Raw genomic sequence first — 19,416 nt, 5'->3', positions numbered from 1 at the left:
AACTATATTGGCATGGTAATCGATGGTAGTAATCCTGGTTGGATATTTGTAGATCAAATTGTGCTGCCAAATAGCGCTTTAGTATGGAGTAAGGGGATTCAAGGGTTTTACCTAATTGGTGACCACACCGATCAAACATTTATCAACACGCTGGATGTTTATATAACTAGTAACATTGTACCTAGGATGAGAGAACTTGGTCTGGACCATTTTGAAGTTTCAGGTCATCACAATAAATGGGATCTGAAATCAATATTTGCCTCTAGGAACCTTCACCAATTTGAACAAATGGTATTGAAGTTATTTCGTAAGCCTCCTGTGTCAAACGCTATGGGGTTTAAAACAATTAATTTAAGATTGCAGGAATGGGAGAGGCAAGAGCTAATTCATATAGAATTTGTGAAAGAAAATATTGATCTATTTTGGTCATCAAAAGATGATTTTTTGAGAAAAGGATACGGTTTTGCTGCAATAGATGGATTGGAGATAATTGGCTTGTCTTATTCAAGTTTTGTTACAGAGGATACGCATGCAATTGGAATTGAAACCCTTCCCCAGTATAAGAATAAGGGAGTGGGAACTCATTTAGCAACTCTATTAGCCGAAGATATACTTGCAATGGCTTTTCATTATAAACATCTAAAAAAGTGATTTATAGGATATTGAACTAACGGGTACTATAACGTAGGAGTTTGCTATACAGCAGTTCCTATTTTCTATTGAAGTAACTGGCAGATTAGTTGAATAAAAAAAGAAATTTTCTTTAAGTTGTTGAACTATAATGATTTTGCTAAGAGAACGATATTGAATAAAGTATGGGGGTAAAGTTCAGTGGGAAACTCGGACATAGATGCATCAATTCGAGTTCATATAGGGTCGGATACAGACAGGATTGTTACAATGATTAACCGCGACCCATATCACATGCTGAACGGTTTAACTGTGGCAGAGTTCGATCAGAATTTGGACGAACCATTAAGAAGAATCCGTGACAATACTTTCGTTGTTGAGATTAGGAAGACGATCGTCGGTTATTTTTCATTGTGCTTTGTTGAAGAAAATACTTTTATTGCTGTTGATTGTTTTGGGACAGTAGACATGGATTGGCGAAGACGTGGGATTGGTACTGCGATATTTAACTTCATATTTAACCGACTTGAAAGTATTGCACATCAAGAATTAAAGCTCATTCGCTTCAAGCACCGTGCACTTACGAGTATTCCTGCAGAAGTAACTATTGGGGTCAACTTAGGAATGCTGGAACAAAATACCTTAGAGATACTCTGTTTGAAAAACATGGTTGACCAGAAGGACATCAGTCAGCCGTTAGGATTCCATTTCAGAAACCCAACGCTTGAGGATGCAAATGATTGGGTCGATATATATAACGAGGCATTTGGCGTTAATAAAAGCTTAGAGAGCGTAATTTATGATTTCCAGGGAGATAGTTCTTATCCCAATCTATATCTCTTAATTACAAACGAATTTGGAGATACTATTGGTCTTATCTCTTCTATTCTTAGAGGAACTCATGCTCGAATACCAACAATTGCTGTAAGGCGAGAGTGGCAAAAACGAGGTATTGGGAGATTGTTGTTATCGGAAATCCTAAAACGATTAAAACAATCAGGAGCTGACGATGTGCGGCTAACCGTAGAAAGTACAAATTATGTGGCAAGGTCGTTATATAACAAATTTGGTTTTCAACAAGAATATAAGAGAATACACTATGTAACTACATTTTTGCCTAAGTTGTGAAGCAGACTCTATTGAACTAAAGGGAACCTATAACGTAGGAGATTGCTATGCAGCAGTTCCTCTTTTCTATTGAGGTAACTGGCAGATTAGTTGAATGTTAATAATATAACTGTCATAATAAGGTTATTGTAAGATTTTGGAAAGGGTTGAAAATGCAAATGTTGTCAAGTGCAATTGGACTTTATTTTATGCCAGTTATTGGTTTTATTTTTATGTATTGCTTTATCACAGTTGTAGCACAAAAGGAGCATAACCACTTATATAAAATCATCAGTTCTATATGTTTTGCAATAATTGCATGGACAATAACGAGCTTAATGATGATTTTGCATTAACTGAGCAGAAACGTTTGAAAGATGATTTATGAGTACATTGTCTTAAGAACGGTTACGATAGTGGAGGAGATGAGCAAGTAAATACAATTATTCAAAGGAGAGTTAATATGACAAAAATACTCCATATATTTGATGATGAAGTGCATGAAATCTCAATCCTCCTTTATTTAGACCCACAAGATCCAAATGCTCAAAAATTCAAACCAGAACAATTCGACTATTCAATTGAAAGTTTAAAATACATAGAAAAATATCTTCTGAAAAGTAGAAAAGAAAATTGGTTTAATGAAACATATAATAGAATTGTTTTGCGATGTGGATCTTATCTTGGTGAGGTAGTAAAGAAACATTCAAAAAGAGAGTATCATTGGTTTGATTATAAAACAGCAATGATTTTTGAACCATCTATTGGAAATTATGAAAACTCAATAGGAATTCACTTTGTTCTTTCAGATCAAGATAGAACAGTATTTCCGCTTACAAAAATTGAGAAGTTTATTAAAAATAATAAGGAAAACTCGTTAAGGAGCTTTGCTCAAGTACTAAGTGAAATTTGATAGATAAAGCTTCGAGGTCGATAGCATCAGCTAACAACATATTCACGATTTAAGTCATTCGATTATTAGGATACAGAGGGGGTGAAGCTTGAACAGGTTTGTAGTTTATATAATTGCTAGTATCGCATGTCTTATCATACCATTATTCGGTGTTTTATATGGAATTTGGGATAGTAACCAACCTAAAATAGGACCAGTAGGCGATGGGAATGCAAATCCTACTATATTTCAATTGATACCAATCTTTACGACTTTTCTGCTTGGAATCATAAATTTACCCATAGCTATATTCCGCTATAAGAAACATAAAAAATCAAAAAGTAGAGTAAATTGAAAAGCCTGATTAAGGGCAGTATAGTTGCAATCGGAAAGGAAACACGGGAGTTTCGTCGAATCAGTATCAGACTAATAATGTGGCCATGGAGTGATTCGATGTATACTTTACGTGGTTTAATCTTCTATAAATAACAAGGCTTTAATCCAGTTGATCTATTCTGGAATCAGAGACTGTCAGGCGAATATGTAGTTGGAATTCGTATGCAAAAGTCGCTCATCAGCATATGATATGGTTGCTTAAAATAAGGATTTGAAACGTATATCGAAACGACTATGAAATTAGTTTTGAAAGGCAGGGTGACAAAGTTGAAATTTGGGGAGATAATTGGTAAAGGCAATACGGCAACTGTATATGAATGGGAAGAAGGTACGGTGCTTAAGCTTTTTGATCAGGGCTATCCTTCAAATGCAGTAGAAAGAGAGTTTCAAAACGCAAAGGCAATCAATGATATGAACTTTGCAAAACCAAAGGCATATGAAATTATTTATTACGAAGAGCGAATAGGTATTATATATGACAAAGTGGAGGGCGAATCCCTGTTGGATTGGGTTTTGGAGACAGGTGATCTTAAGGGATGTGCGGAACATATGGCAAGGCTTCATAAGACAATCATTCAGAACAGAGTTAACAATGTACAGGATTACAAAGAGTTTTTAAAATCAAATTTATTAAACATATCATCTGCTAATCTATTGGAACAAGAAGGAGTACTAGAAATCCTTGATAAATTAAATGATGGAGATACACTTTGTCATGGTGATTTTCACCCTGGTAATATATTACTATCAAACGGGCAAACAATGGTTATAGATTTCATGAACGTATGCCGTGGAGATTTTTTATATGATGTTGCAAGAACTGTTTTTTTGGTGGAATATACGCCAGTTCCAGCAGATGTAGATGATAGGGAAACACTTCTGCGATTTAAGAAAACACTGGCAGACTTATATCTTATCGAAATGAATGTTACCCGAGAAATGATACTTGATTATCTATCTGTGATTATTACGGCTAGAGTAGGTGAATGCCCTAACGAATAGGTCATCACTAAATACATTATCTGGGTATTTACAAACATGATTTATTGTGTTATCTTTTCTAGGATTAGATAGCAATTATTGGAAAGGGTGATGGGAAATGACTAATAATAAGACGTTTTATACATCAAAAGAAAATAAAATTATTATGAGCACAAATTTCATTGCCCCCACTTATCTGAATATATAAGCAACGCTTAACTTTAAGCATCGCTATATAAAGGGCCATGGTGAAAGATGCCATGGCCTTTTTGTGTTCTCAATTTACTGAAAAGGAGCCAAGAGATGAATACAATAAGAAATTTTTATGCAAGTGAAATCGAGGAATTTAAGGTTGTATTACGTACCGTTTATAGAATAATTTATGAATATCAAGAAGATCGAACCCAAAAAAATGAAAATAAAATGCGTGAAGCCATTCAAACCACAATACCTTATCTTATGTTATTTAAGGAACATATTCCTGTGTATAAACAAAAGTATATCGAGTTGTTGGAAAATCAATACCAGCTGAAGCCTTATGATTTGATTATTTGTTTTGATCGTGCCATCTATGAACTCCACGCTCGCGTGAAGACAGAAAAATTTCATGAATTACCTTGGAGTAAAGAATTACGTGATCTATTGAACGAAAGACAGGAAATAAGCAATAGTGGCTTCACAGGTAGCAAAGTTGCCGTAGCATTTATCACTAGTGGAACAGGTGCATATCTAGGAATAGTGGAAGGGCCAGCTTGCGTCGTTCTTGACCGGGACGACTTGTTGAAGCTAAAGCAGGGGGATATCCTGGTTACACCAATGACAGATCCGGATTTTATTAGCGTGGCACACTTATTATCGGGCCTGATTACAGATCGTGGCGGTTTGCTCTGTCATGCAGCAATCTTAGCCAGGGAGTTAAACTTGCCATGTATTGTCGGGTGCAGGGATGCTACTCAACAAATTAAAGATGGGGAATGGATTCAAATGGACTCCCGCACGGGCATTGTTATGAGGTTGATGTCATGAGTGTCGTATTGTTAGACAAAGCAATTGAACTATCTTCCTTTGGGGGAAAAGCCTTTCAATTAGGCTCTGCCGTTCGGTCAGGGTTACCGGTGCCACATGGATATGCTATTTCATATGATTTGGTTAATCAGATTGTAAATGGCAATAAGAATGCCTTCAAAGAAATTGATCTTATTATTGGAAATCTAACTCTACCTTTTGCAGTCCGATCTTCGGCTATAGATGAAGATGGCTTAATGTCCAGCTATGCTGGGATATATAAAACCATCTTGGGTATTAACGATGCAACTGGTTTATTCAGTGCCATTAACGAGATAGCTTGCTCAGGTCAAGCTACTCAAGCGATCGCCTATCGTAAAAGATTAGGTTTAACCGCTCCTTCTCAAGTAGCAGTAATCATTCAACAAATGGTTTGTTCAGAGCTATCAGGCGTAATATTTACGAGAAATCCTTTGACTGGCATGGATGAGCGTATGATTGAGGCTTGCTGGGGCTTGGGGGAAAGCATCGTTTCTGGACGAATTACTCCAGATCGTTATACGGTTAACAGAGGGGCTACATCTATCGAAATATTTACGGGCAGACAGGAAACAGCAATTTACCCAGCTAAAGAAGGTGGCACGAAGGAAGTCAAACTTGATAGCCAGGGAATTAATAACGCATGTTTATTAGAAAATCATATAAGACAACTGGATCATCTTGCAACACGATGTGAACAAATTTTTGGAAAGGATCTTGATATAGAGTGGGCTTTCTCAGACAACCGGCTTTATTTATTACAATGTAGAAAGATAACGACGAGAGGGGGAATATCTCACTAGATAATCCATTTCTAGAATTGCCTAATCCAATACGATGATATATTAGAAAACCATTTATTAAACTAAAGGATACTATATTGGAGGAGCTGCATTGAGGCAGCTCCCTTAATAATATCATTGAAGTAACGGGCAGTAGAGCGTAGCGGCCAACCAACTAAGTGGTTGCTTACTCTCAATTGTTGGGAGGAAAATTCTATTCTTTCGCGAATTCATTAGACATGCCGAAGTTACGAATTTCGCAAAAAAATCGCGGTAGAGCATTGGAAAGAGCATTTTAGTTTTCTATATCTTCATAGAAAGGTGATTACGCATGAACCAAAGACCGTCAGAAGAAGAATACGCCGGGGACGCCGGCGAGTATATCCGGTTGGTGCCGGAAGGCAACATTATCGACATTCTGCTCGTCCAGGAAAAGCAAATGACCGAGCTGCTGGCATCGTTGACCGAAAGCCAGAGCGCCTATCGGTATGCGGAAGGAAAATGGACGCTGAAAGAAGTCGTGGGCCACATCGCAGACAGTGAACGCGTCATGACCTACCGCCTGCTCCGATTTGCAAGAGGGGATCAGACGCCTCTGCCCGGTTTCGACCAGGAATTGTTCATTCCTCCTTTCGGAAGCTGGACAACCGCGCAATTGGCCGAAGACTACCGGGCCGTACGGCAATCGACGATCACACTGCTGCGCGGGTTACCGACGGAGGCGTGGTCCCGCAAGGGCACAGCTAACAACGTAAGCATTACCGCGCGCGCCCTCGCTTACGGCATCGCAGGACACGAGCTTCATCACATGGAGGTCATCCGAAATCGTTACTTGAGTTAGTCGTCCTTACTTTATGGCACCTTTCCCGCCCCCTTCATAGACTGATATGAAGAGAGGACAAGACGGGTTGAAAAAAACAGCAGAGATTGGTTGCTGACTGGAGTATTGTATAAAAACGAATAGCAAATAATTATCTCAAACAAGAAAAAGTCATTCAACTAACGAATTACGATAGTTCAATAAAGTAGCGGCAGTCTAAGTCATTATTTTCTCATCCAAGACTGCCGCTGTTTCTATTATTAAGGTCAGTCTAATACTTATTTTACGAAGTCTGACGATTTTGTAATGCGGAAATCCGCGTATGATCAATACATCCAGTCTAGTGCTTTATTTTTCTTGAACACATTATGCCTTTTCCAATATATCACTGTACTGACTTTCGATCTCCCGCAGCTTTCCTTTCGCTTGCGCCTCTTCATTCCCAAGCTGTGATACCAAACGCCCAATCTCCTTTAATTTGTCCGTGACGCTCTCCAATGAATCGTTAATTCTGCCTTGAACCATCCAATCGGCAATAAGCCCATCAAAGAAAAAATCAGAAAACTTCAACAATCCGCTAATTTCCAAATCAGACGAAATCAAAACCTGCACATCCTTCAATTCTTTTGCAAATTGACGCAAACGGTTTTGCGCGATACGAATGTGACCCTGCGCGTCGTCCATCCGTCCGTGCTTGATCGCTGTCGATATCATGCCTCCACCCAGCATATCGTAGGTGCCCCAGTTTCTCGCCGATCTCAGACAATCTTCGGCTTGGTCCAATGATTTCTGCACAAGCTCACCGGCACAAACAGCTTCTTGCAGCTCCTTACATACGATGGCTAAATTTGTCTTCTGCTCGGACAAGATCAATAGTTTGCCGCTCGTCTCCGGGTAATTATTGGCACGAATCAATTAAAGCCAATTGATTATCTTGAAGACTTAACGATTACCTTTGACATAAACAAAAAATGATTTTTGTGAGGGTGTTATACAAAACATGATTAACTGCGTAGTTCAGTCCAGCAAGGTATGGGCAATTCCCAGTGATACCATAGCTGCGGGATATCGTTATACCGTCGGGCTTAAATCGGACGGTACGGTGGCGGCTGTGGGTTGGAATAAGCATGGCCAATGCGATGTAAGTGGCTGGCGCGATATTGTAGCGGTTGCTGTGGGTAATAATGAATATGGCCAATGCGATGTAAGTAATTGGCGTGGCATCCAACTGCCCGGCAATTAGTTTCCATATATAAAGCGTAGTTCTATGTTCAGTGACATTTTAGAATAGTTTAGTTATATTCTTTCTGACCCTAATGATTCGTGGCATGATGTGAAAAAGTGGGTTTTTAGGAGGAATTTACATGTATAATTATATTTGGTCAGGTTTGAAGGTCAGATTACGAGCTATTCTTACCACCGATTGGGAGCAGTTTCATAATAACGATTTTGATTCCGACGGTGCTAGGCTTTGCGATGTAATACATTAATTATAAATTGATTATTCAATTGTCTATGTGTAAGAAGTTGGAAGTTTGTATTAACAACGTAAACTGAGAATGTGGCTGTACCAAAAGTCTAGCGACTACCATTGATAACTAACAATATTAATGTATTTTTGAATATACAAACACTTTAACACTTATTTCAGGTACCGCTTCAAATTATTTTCGGTTGAATATACAAATAGTGGTCGAAAAAAAGTAGATGGTGGTATATTCGGATAAAAAAGAGGCTATACCGAACCTGGTGAGCATTGACTATAATCTGGAGATATACTATTATTCGAGGGGATTAGCGGACGCTATGTTAGAAGAAGAAATACGCGTTAAAGAGCCTTTGGAAAGTTCTGAGGCATATAGAGTTGTCCACTATAGGCAGCTCGAATCTTGGCTGAATCTAGAATTAGAGGCGGCTGAGTCAAAGCGAACCCGCTATTTTCAACCTGATTACAAAGATACTCAAACCTACATCCGTTCCCTTACTTCTTATCGTGATAAGCTTCTTGATACAGTCGGCTATCCACCTCTCTTGTTGCAATCCGCAAACATGCATGTTAGGGAGGAATTCATTGGGGAAGACCCGTATTGCCGCATGAGTAGATTATTTATACCGGTTGCGGATGGTATGGAGTGTTATGGGATCTTTATGACTCCGAAACAAGGAGTGGCTCCATTTCCTCTAATGATGGTTATTCATGGAGGAGGCGGAGCTCCCGAGTTAGTATGTAATCTCGAAAAAACTAGTAATTATGCGGAAGCAGGAAAAAAATTCATCCAAGAAGGGTATGCAGTATTTGCGCCTTTACTCATTTTTAAGACGGAGATTGAAAGTGAAATTCCGAATCGTGTTCATTACATTTTAGATCAAAAGGCAAAGTTAATCGGCACAAGCTTGGTTGCTATACAATTATGGAAGCTTCAGCAAGGTTTAAGTTATCTCCTTACCAAACCGGAGATTGATAAAAATAAGGTAGGAGTGGCTGGACTTTCTTATGGGGGCTTCTACTCATTGTTACTAGCAGCAATTGAGCCTCGTATCGGTTGGTGTATTTCCTCTTGTTATTTAAATCAACGGGAAGCTGTTAATCGGAATCGACCAGATGAATTTATGGATTGGAATTGGCAGGGTGCCCTCTTACTATTCAGCGATGTAGAAATCATAGGTCTAATATGTCCGAAAACTTGTATTATTGAAGTTGGATGCCAAGATGATCTGTTTCTAATTGATGGGGCTAGGATAGTTGCTGAACAAGCTAGTAAACATTATGAACGATTACAATTGGAAGATCAATTTCACTATATTGAATTTGAAGGCGGGCACGAGTTTAATTTGAAACAAGCAATTGAAATTATGAGAGATGAATGGAAGTAATGAGTAATATTCTATCCATCTGTAAACTTACGTCTTCTTTAGCTATAAAGCTGAATGATGACGTTTTTGTTTAATATTCAACATTTTAGTTACAATAGGTTTAAGAGGATTGACTGGAGGAGCTTTGCCATGTATAAGGTGCTGATTGCTGAAGATGAAATGCTCGTACGCCTGGGATTAAAGCATTCAGTAGCTTGGGATCAATATGGGATGCAAGTTGTGGCTGACGCCGAGAATGGGCAGGAGGCTTGGGAGCATTATGAGAACCTCCAACCCGATATCTTGATCACAGATTTAAAGATGCCACTGTTGCATGGGATGGATTTGATCGTTAGAATTCGAGAACAAGATAAAAAGCTTAAAATCATTATCCTATCATGTTTGGATGAATTCGATATGGTTAGAAAAGCATTGTCTCATGGAGTTTCTGATTACATACTTAAATTGACCATGACTGAAGCAGAGATTGGTAAAGTGCTGAGTAAAATAAAGCATGAGCTGGATGAACAAGCGGGTAGCCGTTCATCTTTTCCCGCATTAAAACGTGAGGATTTAGTTGAGCGCATTGTGAAAGACTACTTATTCCGTAATTTATATAAGAATGAAGAATTTACAGATATATTGAAAAAATTTAATATTCAGACTGATTCTCCACTTCTTTTGTGCATGATGGATCTCGATCAATATGATCTACTGCAAACTCGGTTTCAAGACGAACGCGGTCAATTAATCCGTATGTCTTTGTTAAATGTGTTGGAAGAAGTAATCGCAGGCAGAGGGTTGGCTATTCATGATGAAGGCCAACGTTATTTGCTTATATTCAACTTCCCGCAACAAGATGGTAAAGAGTCTATCATGCGATCCTTGGATGAACTTCTAGAGGAAATACGCAAAGTATTTCAATCTTATTTCAATGTGACCGTAACTGTTGCTGTCAGCAGTATCCATGAAGGCTATTCAGGTATGCGAAGCCAGTATAACGAATGTGAAATGCTCATGAAACGAAAATTCCTGAGGGATTCTGCCGCTTTGCTATTACTCGAGGAGAATGCTGATTTTGAAAAAGGCCAGCACCATTTGCAGGTTGAAATAGAGGCGATCCGCAAGGAAGCAGAAGCCATTGGGCAGCTGCTTCCTCAAGAACTGAATAAGCTGATCAATACGATACTTGATGAATCATTTACTTCGATTAATCCAATAAAACGATTGTTTATTCAGTGGATGCATTTCTCGTTGCTGCTTTTAGGATTAACGCCGGATGGGTGGCCGAGGTTTGTAAACGAGTATTCCGATCAAATCGAACATTGTATGACATTCAAGGAAATCCTTCGCGTCTTCAGGGAATATCTGCATAGCTTATTGCAGTATCAGCAAAATCGCAAACAAATGAGCTATGAAGTTGTGGCTGTCATTTCCTATATTGAAGCCAATTATCATCGGGAGTTGAGCTTGAGTGAAGCAGCAGAAGCCGTGATGCTCAGTCCGAATTATTTAACTTCGTTGTTTAAGAAGGAAACGGAGCTTAATTTTCTTGAATATCTAATTAATTTCCGAGTGGAGAAGGCTAAGGAGCTGCTACTTGGAACCTATCTCAAGTCTTATGAAATTTCGGAGAAAGTTGGTTTCGAGGACCATAGCCACTTTAGCCGAACCTTCAAGAAATGGACAGGCCTATCACCACGTGATTTCCGTCGAAGATGGGTGAATGATTGGGTCGAGGAGGTAGGATCAGATGCAAACGAGAAAGCTTAGAACGCAGTTGATTGTCTCATTCATGCTGACTAATATCGTTATTCTGTTCGTCAGTTCCTTAGTCATTTATGACCGGATGATGACAGCCCTGCAATCCCAGAATGAGAGTGCTACTATTCAGACCTTTCGGCAAGCGGAATATAGTATCCAGACCTTTCGCAAGGAGGTCGATAAAATTTCCAAATTGTTAATTGTAGAGCCAATAACGATGGAATATTTAGAGAATCCAGCGACTACCGAAGCCTCGATTATCACCCAGACAGTGGGTTTATTCAATAAAATTACTGAAACCATGCAGAATTATGAGTACATTCAATCGATTTACATCTATACGGAAGATGGCAGAATAATAGGCATGGATGACAACAAGAGTAGAGTGTTCACGGACCTGTCTCGAAAATCACCCTTTTATACTTCAGTAGCCTATCAAGTCGGACAGAGATCGTTCCCGAAATTAGCCTGGGTTGGAGGATATACCTCAGCCGATTATAACTTATCGGGTAGAACAGATTTACCGGCAAATTTAATTTCGGCAGTAAGAGGCATAAAAACGCCTTATCAGAAGCAACAAAGTGCCACCCTTATCATTAATGTACGGCAGAGCATGCTTACCTCTATCTATCATACCGCTTTACCAAGCTCGATTAATACCGAATTATATATGATCGACGAAAGAAATCTTATTATCTCCCATGAGAATGAGAGCTTGCTCCTGAAGCCGAGTTTAGTTACCAAGCCAGATAATCAAATGACTTTCGGCAGCTTTACAAACAAGAAGGACAAGGAGGTTAAACAAGTCGTTTATTATACAATGGAAAACACGGGGTGGACCCTAATTAAAGAAATTCCAATCTCCGAGTTTCTCAGAGAAATTTCCATTTTGCGAATATTCGTTATAGTAACCTTTCTTTTAAGCATAGGAATTGCTCTATTTTTATCTTCCTTCTGGCTTAGACGTATTCTCTCGCCACTTCTAGAGCTGGTTGAAGGCATGAAGCTATTGGAGCGGGGAAAGATTGGCCTTCGAATTAGGGAATCGTCACGAAATGAATTAGGTATATTGGCTCGTCATTTCAATAGAATGTCGTCTAGTATCCTTGAGCTCATTGATCAGAACAAAAAAACGGAATCAGAGAAAAGACGTACGGAAATTCGATTGCTGCAGTCTCAAATTAATCCGCATTTCCTTTATAACACTTTGAACACGATTAAATGGATGGCAATTGTGGCTAAAGCCCCAAATGTCGTAGCCAGCATTACCTCATTAGGCAGAATTCTATATCCCATTTATAAAAACCCCTCGCTATATACGACCGTACAGGATGAGAAAGAGTTTACCGAAAGCTATATATCCATCATGAACAACCGATTTGGTGAGAAGATCATTACCGTATTTACGGTAGAGTCCGGATTAGAGAATAATCCGATTCTGAGGTTTATTCTGCAGCCCCTCTTGGAAAATTCGATTCAGCATGGATTAGAGCCCCATAACCATCGTGGTAAAATTGATGTGCATATTTATAAAGAATCCGAAAAATCGCTTATTTGCAGTGTCTCCGATAACGGTATCGGAATCCTGCCAGAAAATTTGTTGTTGATTCGTGATCGAATGTACAATATTGCGGATGAGGAAGAAAGAGATGGCAAAGGATTTGGGATCTACAACGTACAAAGAAGGATTATCCTCCACTATGGAATGATAGGATACGGATTGACTATCAACAGCGAACCTGGAGAAGGAACAGTTGTGCAAATTCGTTTGCCGCTCGATCCTGAACCTGAGCAGAAATCGTAAGATTCATCATCTTTTATGTTAATAGTTTCAAATTAGGGTTTGAAATCAGTCCTATGACTTCAAAAAGTCGTAAGATTGTTTATTTCATTCCCTTTTTAATTTCACTACAATGAAGCCTATAGACAACATAAACAGACAACAAGGTATGGTGAGATGGGAATGAGAAATACTAGATTGTACTTATTGTTACTTGCACTTCCGTTTATTGGTTTGGTATTTATCTTCAATTATGTTCCTTTGTTTGGTTGGATTTATGCTTTCTTTGATTACAAGCCGGGAATACCTTTATCGAATAGTCCATTTGTAGGGTTTAAATATTTCGAGCTGGCGTTTCATGAAGGTAGTGATTTGTGGAAGGTCATGCGTAACACACTAGTGTTGAGCTTGCTGACAGTTGTAACAACACCATTACCCGTAATCTTTGCGATATTCTTAAATGAAATTCGCAGCCCGCGTTTCCGCAAGCTGGTCCAAACGATGACGACCATTCCTAACTTTATTAGTTGGATTCTGGTATTCTCGATTTTCTTCACTTTTTTCTCAGTCGATGGAGGTGTCGTGAATAGCTTGTTATTGAAATGGGGATGGATTCAAGAACCGACGAATCTTCTCGCCAATGATAAATGGGCATGGATATTCCAAACGATTATCACGGTATGGAAAACAGTTGGTTTTAGCGCCATCATCTACATAGCAGCCATGGCAGGGATCGATCCTGAGCTTTATCAAGCAGCCAAGGTAGATGGAGCGGGTAGATTTAGTATTATCTGGAATGTGACCGTACCCGGATTGCTCCCGACTTTTTTCGTCATGCTGATGCTTGCAATTAGCAATATGTTATCGAACGGATTTGAACAATATTATGTTTTCTATAACTCTTTGGTTTCGGATCGACTGCAAGTGTTAGATTATTACGTGTATAAAATTGGTTTATTGAACAATGATTATTCCTTTTCAACGGCGCTTGGTGTTTTCAAAACCGTTATCAGTATTCTCCTACTATTCATAGTGAATGGACTATCCAAGAGACTCCGAGGTCAATCGATTATATAAAAATCAAGGTGGTGAGAGCGACATGAAACAAAACGACATAGGCTTCCAAACCATCAATTATCTGGTCTTCATTCTGATTATGATAGTGTGCATATACCCATTCTACTATCTGTTTATTTATTCAATCAGTGATCCTGTACAAGCTGCCAAAGGGATCTATCTTTGGCCCAAGAGCATTACGTTTGAAACGTACATTCAGATGTTTAAGCTTGAGAAAATATCTATCTCTTTTGGAGTTTCTGCGGCACGAGCCATTATTGGCACTATTGTTACTGTTTTCTGTACCACACTTTTCGGCTATTTATTAACCAAACGGGAGATGTATCTTCGCAAAACCGTTTATCGGTTTGTGGTCATTACACTATATCTCAATTCGGGTTTAATCCCTTGGTATATCACAATGAAAGAGCTTGGCCTCAAGAATAACTTCCTGCTCTATATTCTTCCGACAGCAGTTATTGGCTTCTACCTGATCCTCGTAAAAACATATATCGAGAGTCTTCCTCCTGCACTCGAGGAATCGGCCATGATAGATGGAGCAGGCTACTTGACTATTTTCATGAAAATTATTTTCCCAGTATCTGTTCCAATTATTGCGGCAATTGCAGTATTCAGTGCTGTGAACCAGTGGAACTCTTGGACAGACAACTATTTCTTAGTTAGCGATAAACATCTGCAAACCTTGCAGCTAACCTTGTTGAATTACTTGAAGGAATCGGAGTCATTAGCTAGTGCTTCATCAATGGAGCTGACAAGGCAAGGCGCCAAAATTAGGCTAACACCTATGACAGTGCGCGTCACCATTTCCATGATTGTTTCTATACCGATTCTGCTGGTTTATCCGTTTCTACAACGTTATTTTGTCAAAGGAATCATGCTTGGAGCAATCAAAGGTTAGTTGCAAGTCGGTTCGATCAGCCCAGAAGCTGTTGAATATATAGTTTTATACTAAGGGAGCGATGGACACAAATGAAAAAGAAAAGCATTTTAGAAAAGAAAAGAACTATGAGTACAATTATGGGATTAGTTTTAGTTGCTTCGATTTCATTGGGAGTTGCAGGTTGCGGCAATAAAAATGAGGCGGACAACACACCGCAAGCAAGCTCAAGCAGCGACAGCAGTGCGAGTCCTGAAGCCACAACCAAAGTTCCAACCCCGGTAACCTTGAAAATTTCAGGTCCGACTGGCTCTTTCGCTAAAGACTATCCGAGTGGTGTTCAGAATGATGAAGTTGCTATCGAAATTGCAAAGCAAACTGGCGTTAGCTTGGACTTCGAAACTCATCCCGACGATCAGAAGTTTAATATTATGCTTGCTAGTGGGGATCTTCCTGATATTATCGTAACGGAAAAGAAGTATATAAAGCAGTTAATTGAAGGAAATAATATTATCCCTATGGATGACTTGCTTCTCTCAAATGGCAAAGATATTGTTGCCGAAAGTCAGAATAAACTGGACTTCAGCAAAAAGTATCTTAGCAATGAAACCAATAAAGTCTATTTCATCCAAGGCTTCGACGGCCCTCCTGCTAAGCCTGATAACTATAGTTCTGTAGCACCTGTTATCCGCTGGGATCTTTATAAGGAATTAGGTTATCCGGCAGTGAACACTACAGATGATTTATTAAACGTGCTTAAACAGATGCAGGACAAGCACCCTACGAATGAAGAAGGCAAGAAAGTCTATGGCTTATCCCCTTGGATTGGAGATCAAGCTTGGAAGCTTTGGAACGTTGTCACCTATTTTGGTTATAACGTGAAAGGAACTAATGAGGGTTCAGCTAATCATTTATTTGATATTGATCCCCAATATAATGCAAAGAGCTTAATCACTGAGAATGACAGCAGCTTGTGGACCGGTTTAAGGTTCTATAACAAAGCTAATCGCATGGGCATTCTAGATCCGGACAGCTTTACACAGAAGTTTGATAATGCAGGGGAAAAAGGCAAGAGCAATCGTGTGCTTTCATCATGGGTTGCTTGGTCACTTGGTGGCGCTAACGAGAATTTCGTGAAAGCGGGTCACCCTGAAAAAGGCTTTGAATCCTTGCCGCCAATGAAAGGAACTAGTCAATACTTAGGTCATTATAATGCGCTAGGCCAAGAAACACGCTTGTATGCCATCTCCAAGAATAGCAAAAATCCAGAAAAAGCGATGGAAGTTATTAATTTTCTACAATCATCAGCGGGTTCAGAGTTACTATGGAATGGTGTGAAGGATGTTCATTGGAAATTGGATAATGGGAAACCAGTCGTTCTTGAAAGTGTTCTCCAAGCTTCTAAGAGTGATCCAGATTTCGAAGCGAAAACAGGAATTCTTAAGTATACCAATTTCGCTGGGCATGGAAATGGTTATGTCGATAAGACTCTTAATACAACCGTTAGCTTCCCGTCTTGGTCGGAATATACACGTAATACCATGTCTGTACTTGATAAAGACTTCTCTGAACACTATGGGGTTTCTTATCCAGGCGAAGTCGTAGAGAAAATGGTGGAAAAAGGTGACGCTAAGCTGTCGGCGTTTAATACAATTATTGATTCTCTATTGCCAACCGCACCGGATGACATCAAACGTATTGACGATAAAATCATGGAATATCTCGTTAACAACTACCCTAAGGCAATCTTGGAAAAGAGTGACGAAAAGTTTGAAGCCAAAAAGCAGGAAATGATTGATGATATTATGAAAATGGATTATCAGAAATCCTTCGACTTTTGGAGCAAAGCAATTGTAGAGGCACAGACAGAAGCGCAAAAATATAATTAATCACATTGAAGAACCAGGGGCGAAGCTCCTGGTTCAATTACAAATACAATCATCTAGGAAATAAGGCTAGCGTGAGAAGCGGGGATTATAAGGATGACACGACCAAAGAGTAATAGAAAAAATAAGCTTATATTAAAATATCCATCTTCGGTTTGGGGGGCGCGCTGGAAAGAGGCTTTACCATCAGGGAATGGCAGTATCGGGGCTGCTGTTTATGGGGGGACCTATGAGGAAACAGTCATGATTTCGCATGAGGATTTATGGTGGCAGACAACAACTCCGGAAATGCCCGATGTTAGCGATAAACTAGCTGAGGTACGTCAATTGCTTATGGCAGATAAAGCCGTTGAAGCGGACCAAGTATACACAAAAGCCTTTCAGGAACGGGGTTATTCACCAAGTATGGGTTGTCCTCTACCATTGGGGGATTTAAAAATCTATATGCCGGGTAAACAAGCTTTCAAAGCGTACAGCCGTAGTCTGGATATGGAAACGGGCGAGGTTGTTGTAAGCTGGAAGGACGGAGAAACCCAATTTGAACGTGCCTTATTCGTTTCTCGCAAACAGGATATCGTGGTTTGTGAAATAAGATCTAGTGGATCAGGTACAATTGAAAGCTTAATTAGCTTGGATATACATGACCGCAATGATGCACGTACAGCGGACAATCGCGTTCTATCACCCTTACCGCAGAACATGGAAATGAAGGTTGAACTGCCTTTTATTCAATATGCAGCTAGTAACGACGATGGTACTGATTTTGGTGCAGTTGCCAGAGTTATTCCTTTTAATGGACAAGCCCTAGCGGATTTGGATGGATTAAGGGTCAGCAATGCAGATTGTGTATTGATTATTATCAAGCCCTTTATCAAAAGAAATCGAGTAGAAGCTTGGTTGGAGCTTAGTAACGAGCTGTTACAAATGGAAGATAACTATGAACAATTATTTATACCGCACGCAGCAGAACATGGGGCTATTTTTGGAGCAATGACCTTCGATATTGAAGCTGAAGATCAAGGAAGTTCGAATGAAGAGCTTTTACTTGAAGCCTATCAAGGAGAAGCACCTGCTGCACTCATGGAGAAAATGTGGGCATATGGTCGTTATTTGCTGATTTCAAGCTCGCGGGAAGGCGGTCATCCATGTTCTTTGATGGGTTTATGGTGTGGCGAGTACTCCGGATATTGGGCTTTCAATATGGTAAATGAAAATTTGCAGATGAATTACTGGCAAGCGCTTTCTGGGAATATGCCAGAATTGCTGTTAGCTGTTTTTGATTATTTTGACAGGTTAATAGATGACTTTAAAGAAAATGCGCGCAAATTATTCAACTGCAGGGGGATTTATATCCCAGCACCAACAGCTCCAGATTCTGGGTTGCTCAAAACCTTATATCCTCACATTATCTATTGGACAGGTGGAGCAGGTTGGGTCGCCCAGCATTATTATGATTATTATCTCCATACAGGGGATCTTGTCTTCTTAAAGCAACGCGCTTTGCCATTCCTAAGAGAAACGGCTTTGTTCTATCTAGATTTTTTCACAATCGGAGCAGATGGATTTTTTATCAGCTCGCCATCTAATTCCCCAGAGAACACACCAGGAAATTATTGGAAGGAAGAGCTTAAGGATGGCGAGTATGAAGGTGTGGTTATGGAGACTACGATAAATGCCACAATGGATTTTGCCATTGCCAAGGAGGTTTTCACTCATCTCATAGAAGGAAGTAAGATTACAGGTTTTCATTTAGAGGAGATAACAGATTGGGAAGCAAATCTTAAGCGCATTCCAGACTATCAAATCAATGAAGATGGCGCAGTAAAGGAATGGATGCATCCTTATTTTACAGATAACTACCATCATCGTCATCAATCTCATCTATATCCTGTGTTTCCAGGGACTGAAGTTACACGTGAGAATAATCCGGAGCTATACGAGGCATTTATTGTTGCGCTCAATAAACGCTTAATTATTGGGTTAAAACAACAGTCTGGCTGGTCTCTGGCACATATGGCGAATATATTTGCTCGGATGGGCGATGGGGAGCGAGCGATAGAGTGCCTGGATATCCTCAGTCGTTCCTGTCTGTTGAATAATTTCTACACCTTATCCAATGATTGGCGTGGAATGGGAATAGGGATGGACATGGGTTGGGCACCTTTTCAAATTGATGCTAATATGGGGTGGAGTGCTGCCATACAGGAAATGCTGGTTTTCTCTGTACCAGGGACAATTTCAATCTTGCCTGCCATACCGAAACGTTGGAGGAAAGGTAGTGCGGGTCCTTTATTAGCAAGAGGTGGGATTGAAATCCTATTGAGTTGGGATCAAAGAGCAGGTACTATTGATGTGGAATTGCTATCCAAGGGAAGTGACCAGGAAATTCAAATGGTGTTAAATGAGGCAATGCTGCTTGATCAAGGGGCGAATAGCAGCGGCTTGAGTAAATCGTTTCATTTGTTCTTGGTTCAAGGGATTAAGCAGACTTTTAATTTTCGCAACTCGGAATCATTTAAATTGTAAC

Annotated in this window: 17 protein-coding genes and 1 pseudogene; 17 read left to right on the top strand and 1 reads right to left on the bottom strand. The window is 39.6% G+C overall.

Features of this window, described 5'->3' with window-relative positions:
• Positions 1-12 precede the first annotated feature (12 nt).
• The 8 genes from EHS13_RS32210 (at position 13) to EHS13_RS32175 (ending at position 6,673) form a co-directional block, all read left to right on the top strand.
• Positions 13-651 (top strand): GNAT family N-acetyltransferase, encoded by a 639-nt coding sequence (locus tag EHS13_RS32210; protein ID WP_155704293.1) that lies wholly within the window; start codon positions 13-15, stop codon positions 649-651.
• 180 nt (positions 652-831) lie between these two features.
• On the top strand, positions 832-1,758 hold the full coding sequence (locus EHS13_RS32205; RefSeq protein ID WP_155704292.1) for a GNAT family N-acetyltransferase: 927 nt from the start codon (positions 832-834) through the stop codon (positions 1,756-1,758).
• A 442-nt stretch (positions 1,759-2,200) separates the two neighbouring features.
• Complete coding sequence (locus EHS13_RS32200) at positions 2,201-2,650, top strand: hypothetical protein (RefSeq protein ID WP_155704291.1); 450 nt, start codon at positions 2,201-2,203, stop codon at positions 2,648-2,650.
• 88 nt (positions 2,651-2,738) lie between these two features.
• A complete protein-coding gene (locus tag EHS13_RS32195) occupies positions 2,739-2,984 on the top strand; it encodes a hypothetical protein (protein ID WP_155704290.1) in 246 nt (81 codons plus the stop codon).
• Positions 2,985-3,259: 275 nt separating this feature from the next.
• Positions 3,260-4,027, top strand: coding sequence for a phosphotransferase family protein (locus tag EHS13_RS32190; protein WP_227013645.1), 768 nt, complete (start codon positions 3,260-3,262; stop codon positions 4,025-4,027).
• A gap of 282 nt (positions 4,028-4,309) precedes the next feature.
• Positions 4,310-5,032: a PEP-utilizing enzyme gene (locus EHS13_RS32185; RefSeq protein WP_162463357.1), complete on the top strand. Its 723-nt coding sequence runs from the start codon at positions 4,310-4,312 to the stop codon at positions 5,030-5,032.
• Complete coding sequence (locus tag EHS13_RS32180) at positions 5,029-5,853, top strand: PEP/pyruvate-binding domain-containing protein (RefSeq protein WP_162463356.1); 825 nt, start codon at positions 5,029-5,031, stop codon at positions 5,851-5,853. The genes EHS13_RS32185 and EHS13_RS32180 overlap by 4 nt, the downstream gene beginning before the upstream one ends.
• A 310-nt stretch (positions 5,854-6,163) precedes the next feature.
• On the top strand, positions 6,164-6,673 hold the full coding sequence (locus EHS13_RS32175; RefSeq protein ID WP_155704287.1) for a DinB family protein: 510 nt from the start codon (positions 6,164-6,166) through the stop codon (positions 6,671-6,673).
• A 345-nt stretch (positions 6,674-7,018) separates the two neighbouring features.
• On the opposite strand, the gene EHS13_RS32170 is transcribed toward EHS13_RS32175, so the two are convergent.
• On the bottom strand, positions 7,019-7,567 hold the full coding sequence (locus tag EHS13_RS32170; RefSeq protein ID WP_155704286.1) for a hypothetical protein: 549 nt from the start codon (positions 7,565-7,567) through the stop codon (positions 7,019-7,021).
• Positions 7,568-7,706: 139 nt separating this feature from the next.
• On the opposite strand from EHS13_RS32170, the pseudogene EHS13_RS32165 reads away from it, so the two are divergent.
• From EHS13_RS32165 to EHS13_RS32130, 9 genes and pseudogenes are all read left to right on the top strand, one after another.
• Positions 7,707-7,895: pseudogene (locus tag EHS13_RS32165) on the top strand (chromosome condensation regulator); the annotation flags it as partial.
• 121 nt (positions 7,896-8,016) lie between these two features.
• Positions 8,017-8,142, top strand: a complete 126-nt coding sequence (locus EHS13_RS37310; RefSeq protein WP_264373562.1) for a hypothetical protein — start codon at positions 8,017-8,019, stop codon at positions 8,140-8,142.
• Between the two features lie 316 nt (positions 8,143-8,458).
• Positions 8,459-9,526: an alpha/beta hydrolase family protein gene (locus EHS13_RS32160; protein WP_162463355.1), complete on the top strand. Its 1,068-nt coding sequence runs from the start codon at positions 8,459-8,461 to the stop codon at positions 9,524-9,526.
• A gap of 129 nt (positions 9,527-9,655) precedes the next feature.
• A complete protein-coding gene (locus EHS13_RS32155) occupies positions 9,656-11,278 on the top strand; it encodes a response regulator transcription factor (protein ID WP_162463354.1) in 1,623 nt (540 codons plus the stop codon).
• The gene (locus tag EHS13_RS32150) at positions 11,259-13,073 is read left to right on the top strand and encodes a cache domain-containing sensor histidine kinase (RefSeq protein WP_155704282.1); all 1,815 of its coding nucleotides are present in this window, start codon (positions 11,259-11,261) and stop codon (positions 13,071-13,073) included. Before EHS13_RS32155 ends, EHS13_RS32150 begins: the two co-directional genes overlap by 20 nt.
• A 159-nt stretch (positions 13,074-13,232) precedes the next feature.
• Positions 13,233-14,126: an ABC transporter permease gene (locus EHS13_RS32145; RefSeq protein ID WP_227013643.1), complete on the top strand. Its 894-nt coding sequence runs from the start codon at positions 13,233-13,235 to the stop codon at positions 14,124-14,126.
• A gap of 22 nt (positions 14,127-14,148) precedes the next feature.
• A complete protein-coding gene (locus EHS13_RS32140; protein WP_155704280.1) occupies positions 14,149-15,024 on the top strand; it encodes a carbohydrate ABC transporter permease in 876 nt (291 codons plus the stop codon).
• Between the two features lie 71 nt (positions 15,025-15,095).
• Complete coding sequence (locus EHS13_RS32135; RefSeq protein WP_155704279.1) at positions 15,096-16,892, top strand: extracellular solute-binding protein; 1,797 nt, start codon at positions 15,096-15,098, stop codon at positions 16,890-16,892.
• 93 nt (positions 16,893-16,985) lie between these two features.
• Positions 16,986-19,415, top strand: a complete 2,430-nt coding sequence (locus tag EHS13_RS32130) for a glycosyl hydrolase family 95 catalytic domain-containing protein (RefSeq protein ID WP_155704278.1) — start codon at positions 16,986-16,988, stop codon at positions 19,413-19,415.
• The last annotated feature ends 1 nt before the right edge of the window (position 19,416 follow it).

The organism is Paenibacillus psychroresistens (assembly GCF_009728935.1).
Lineage (GTDB): Bacteria > Bacillota > Bacilli > Paenibacillales > NBRC-103111 > Paenibacillus_AC > Paenibacillus_AC psychroresistens.
Note: the sequence above shows the minus strand (reverse complement) of the source record. Positions and strands in the feature narration are given on the sequence as shown.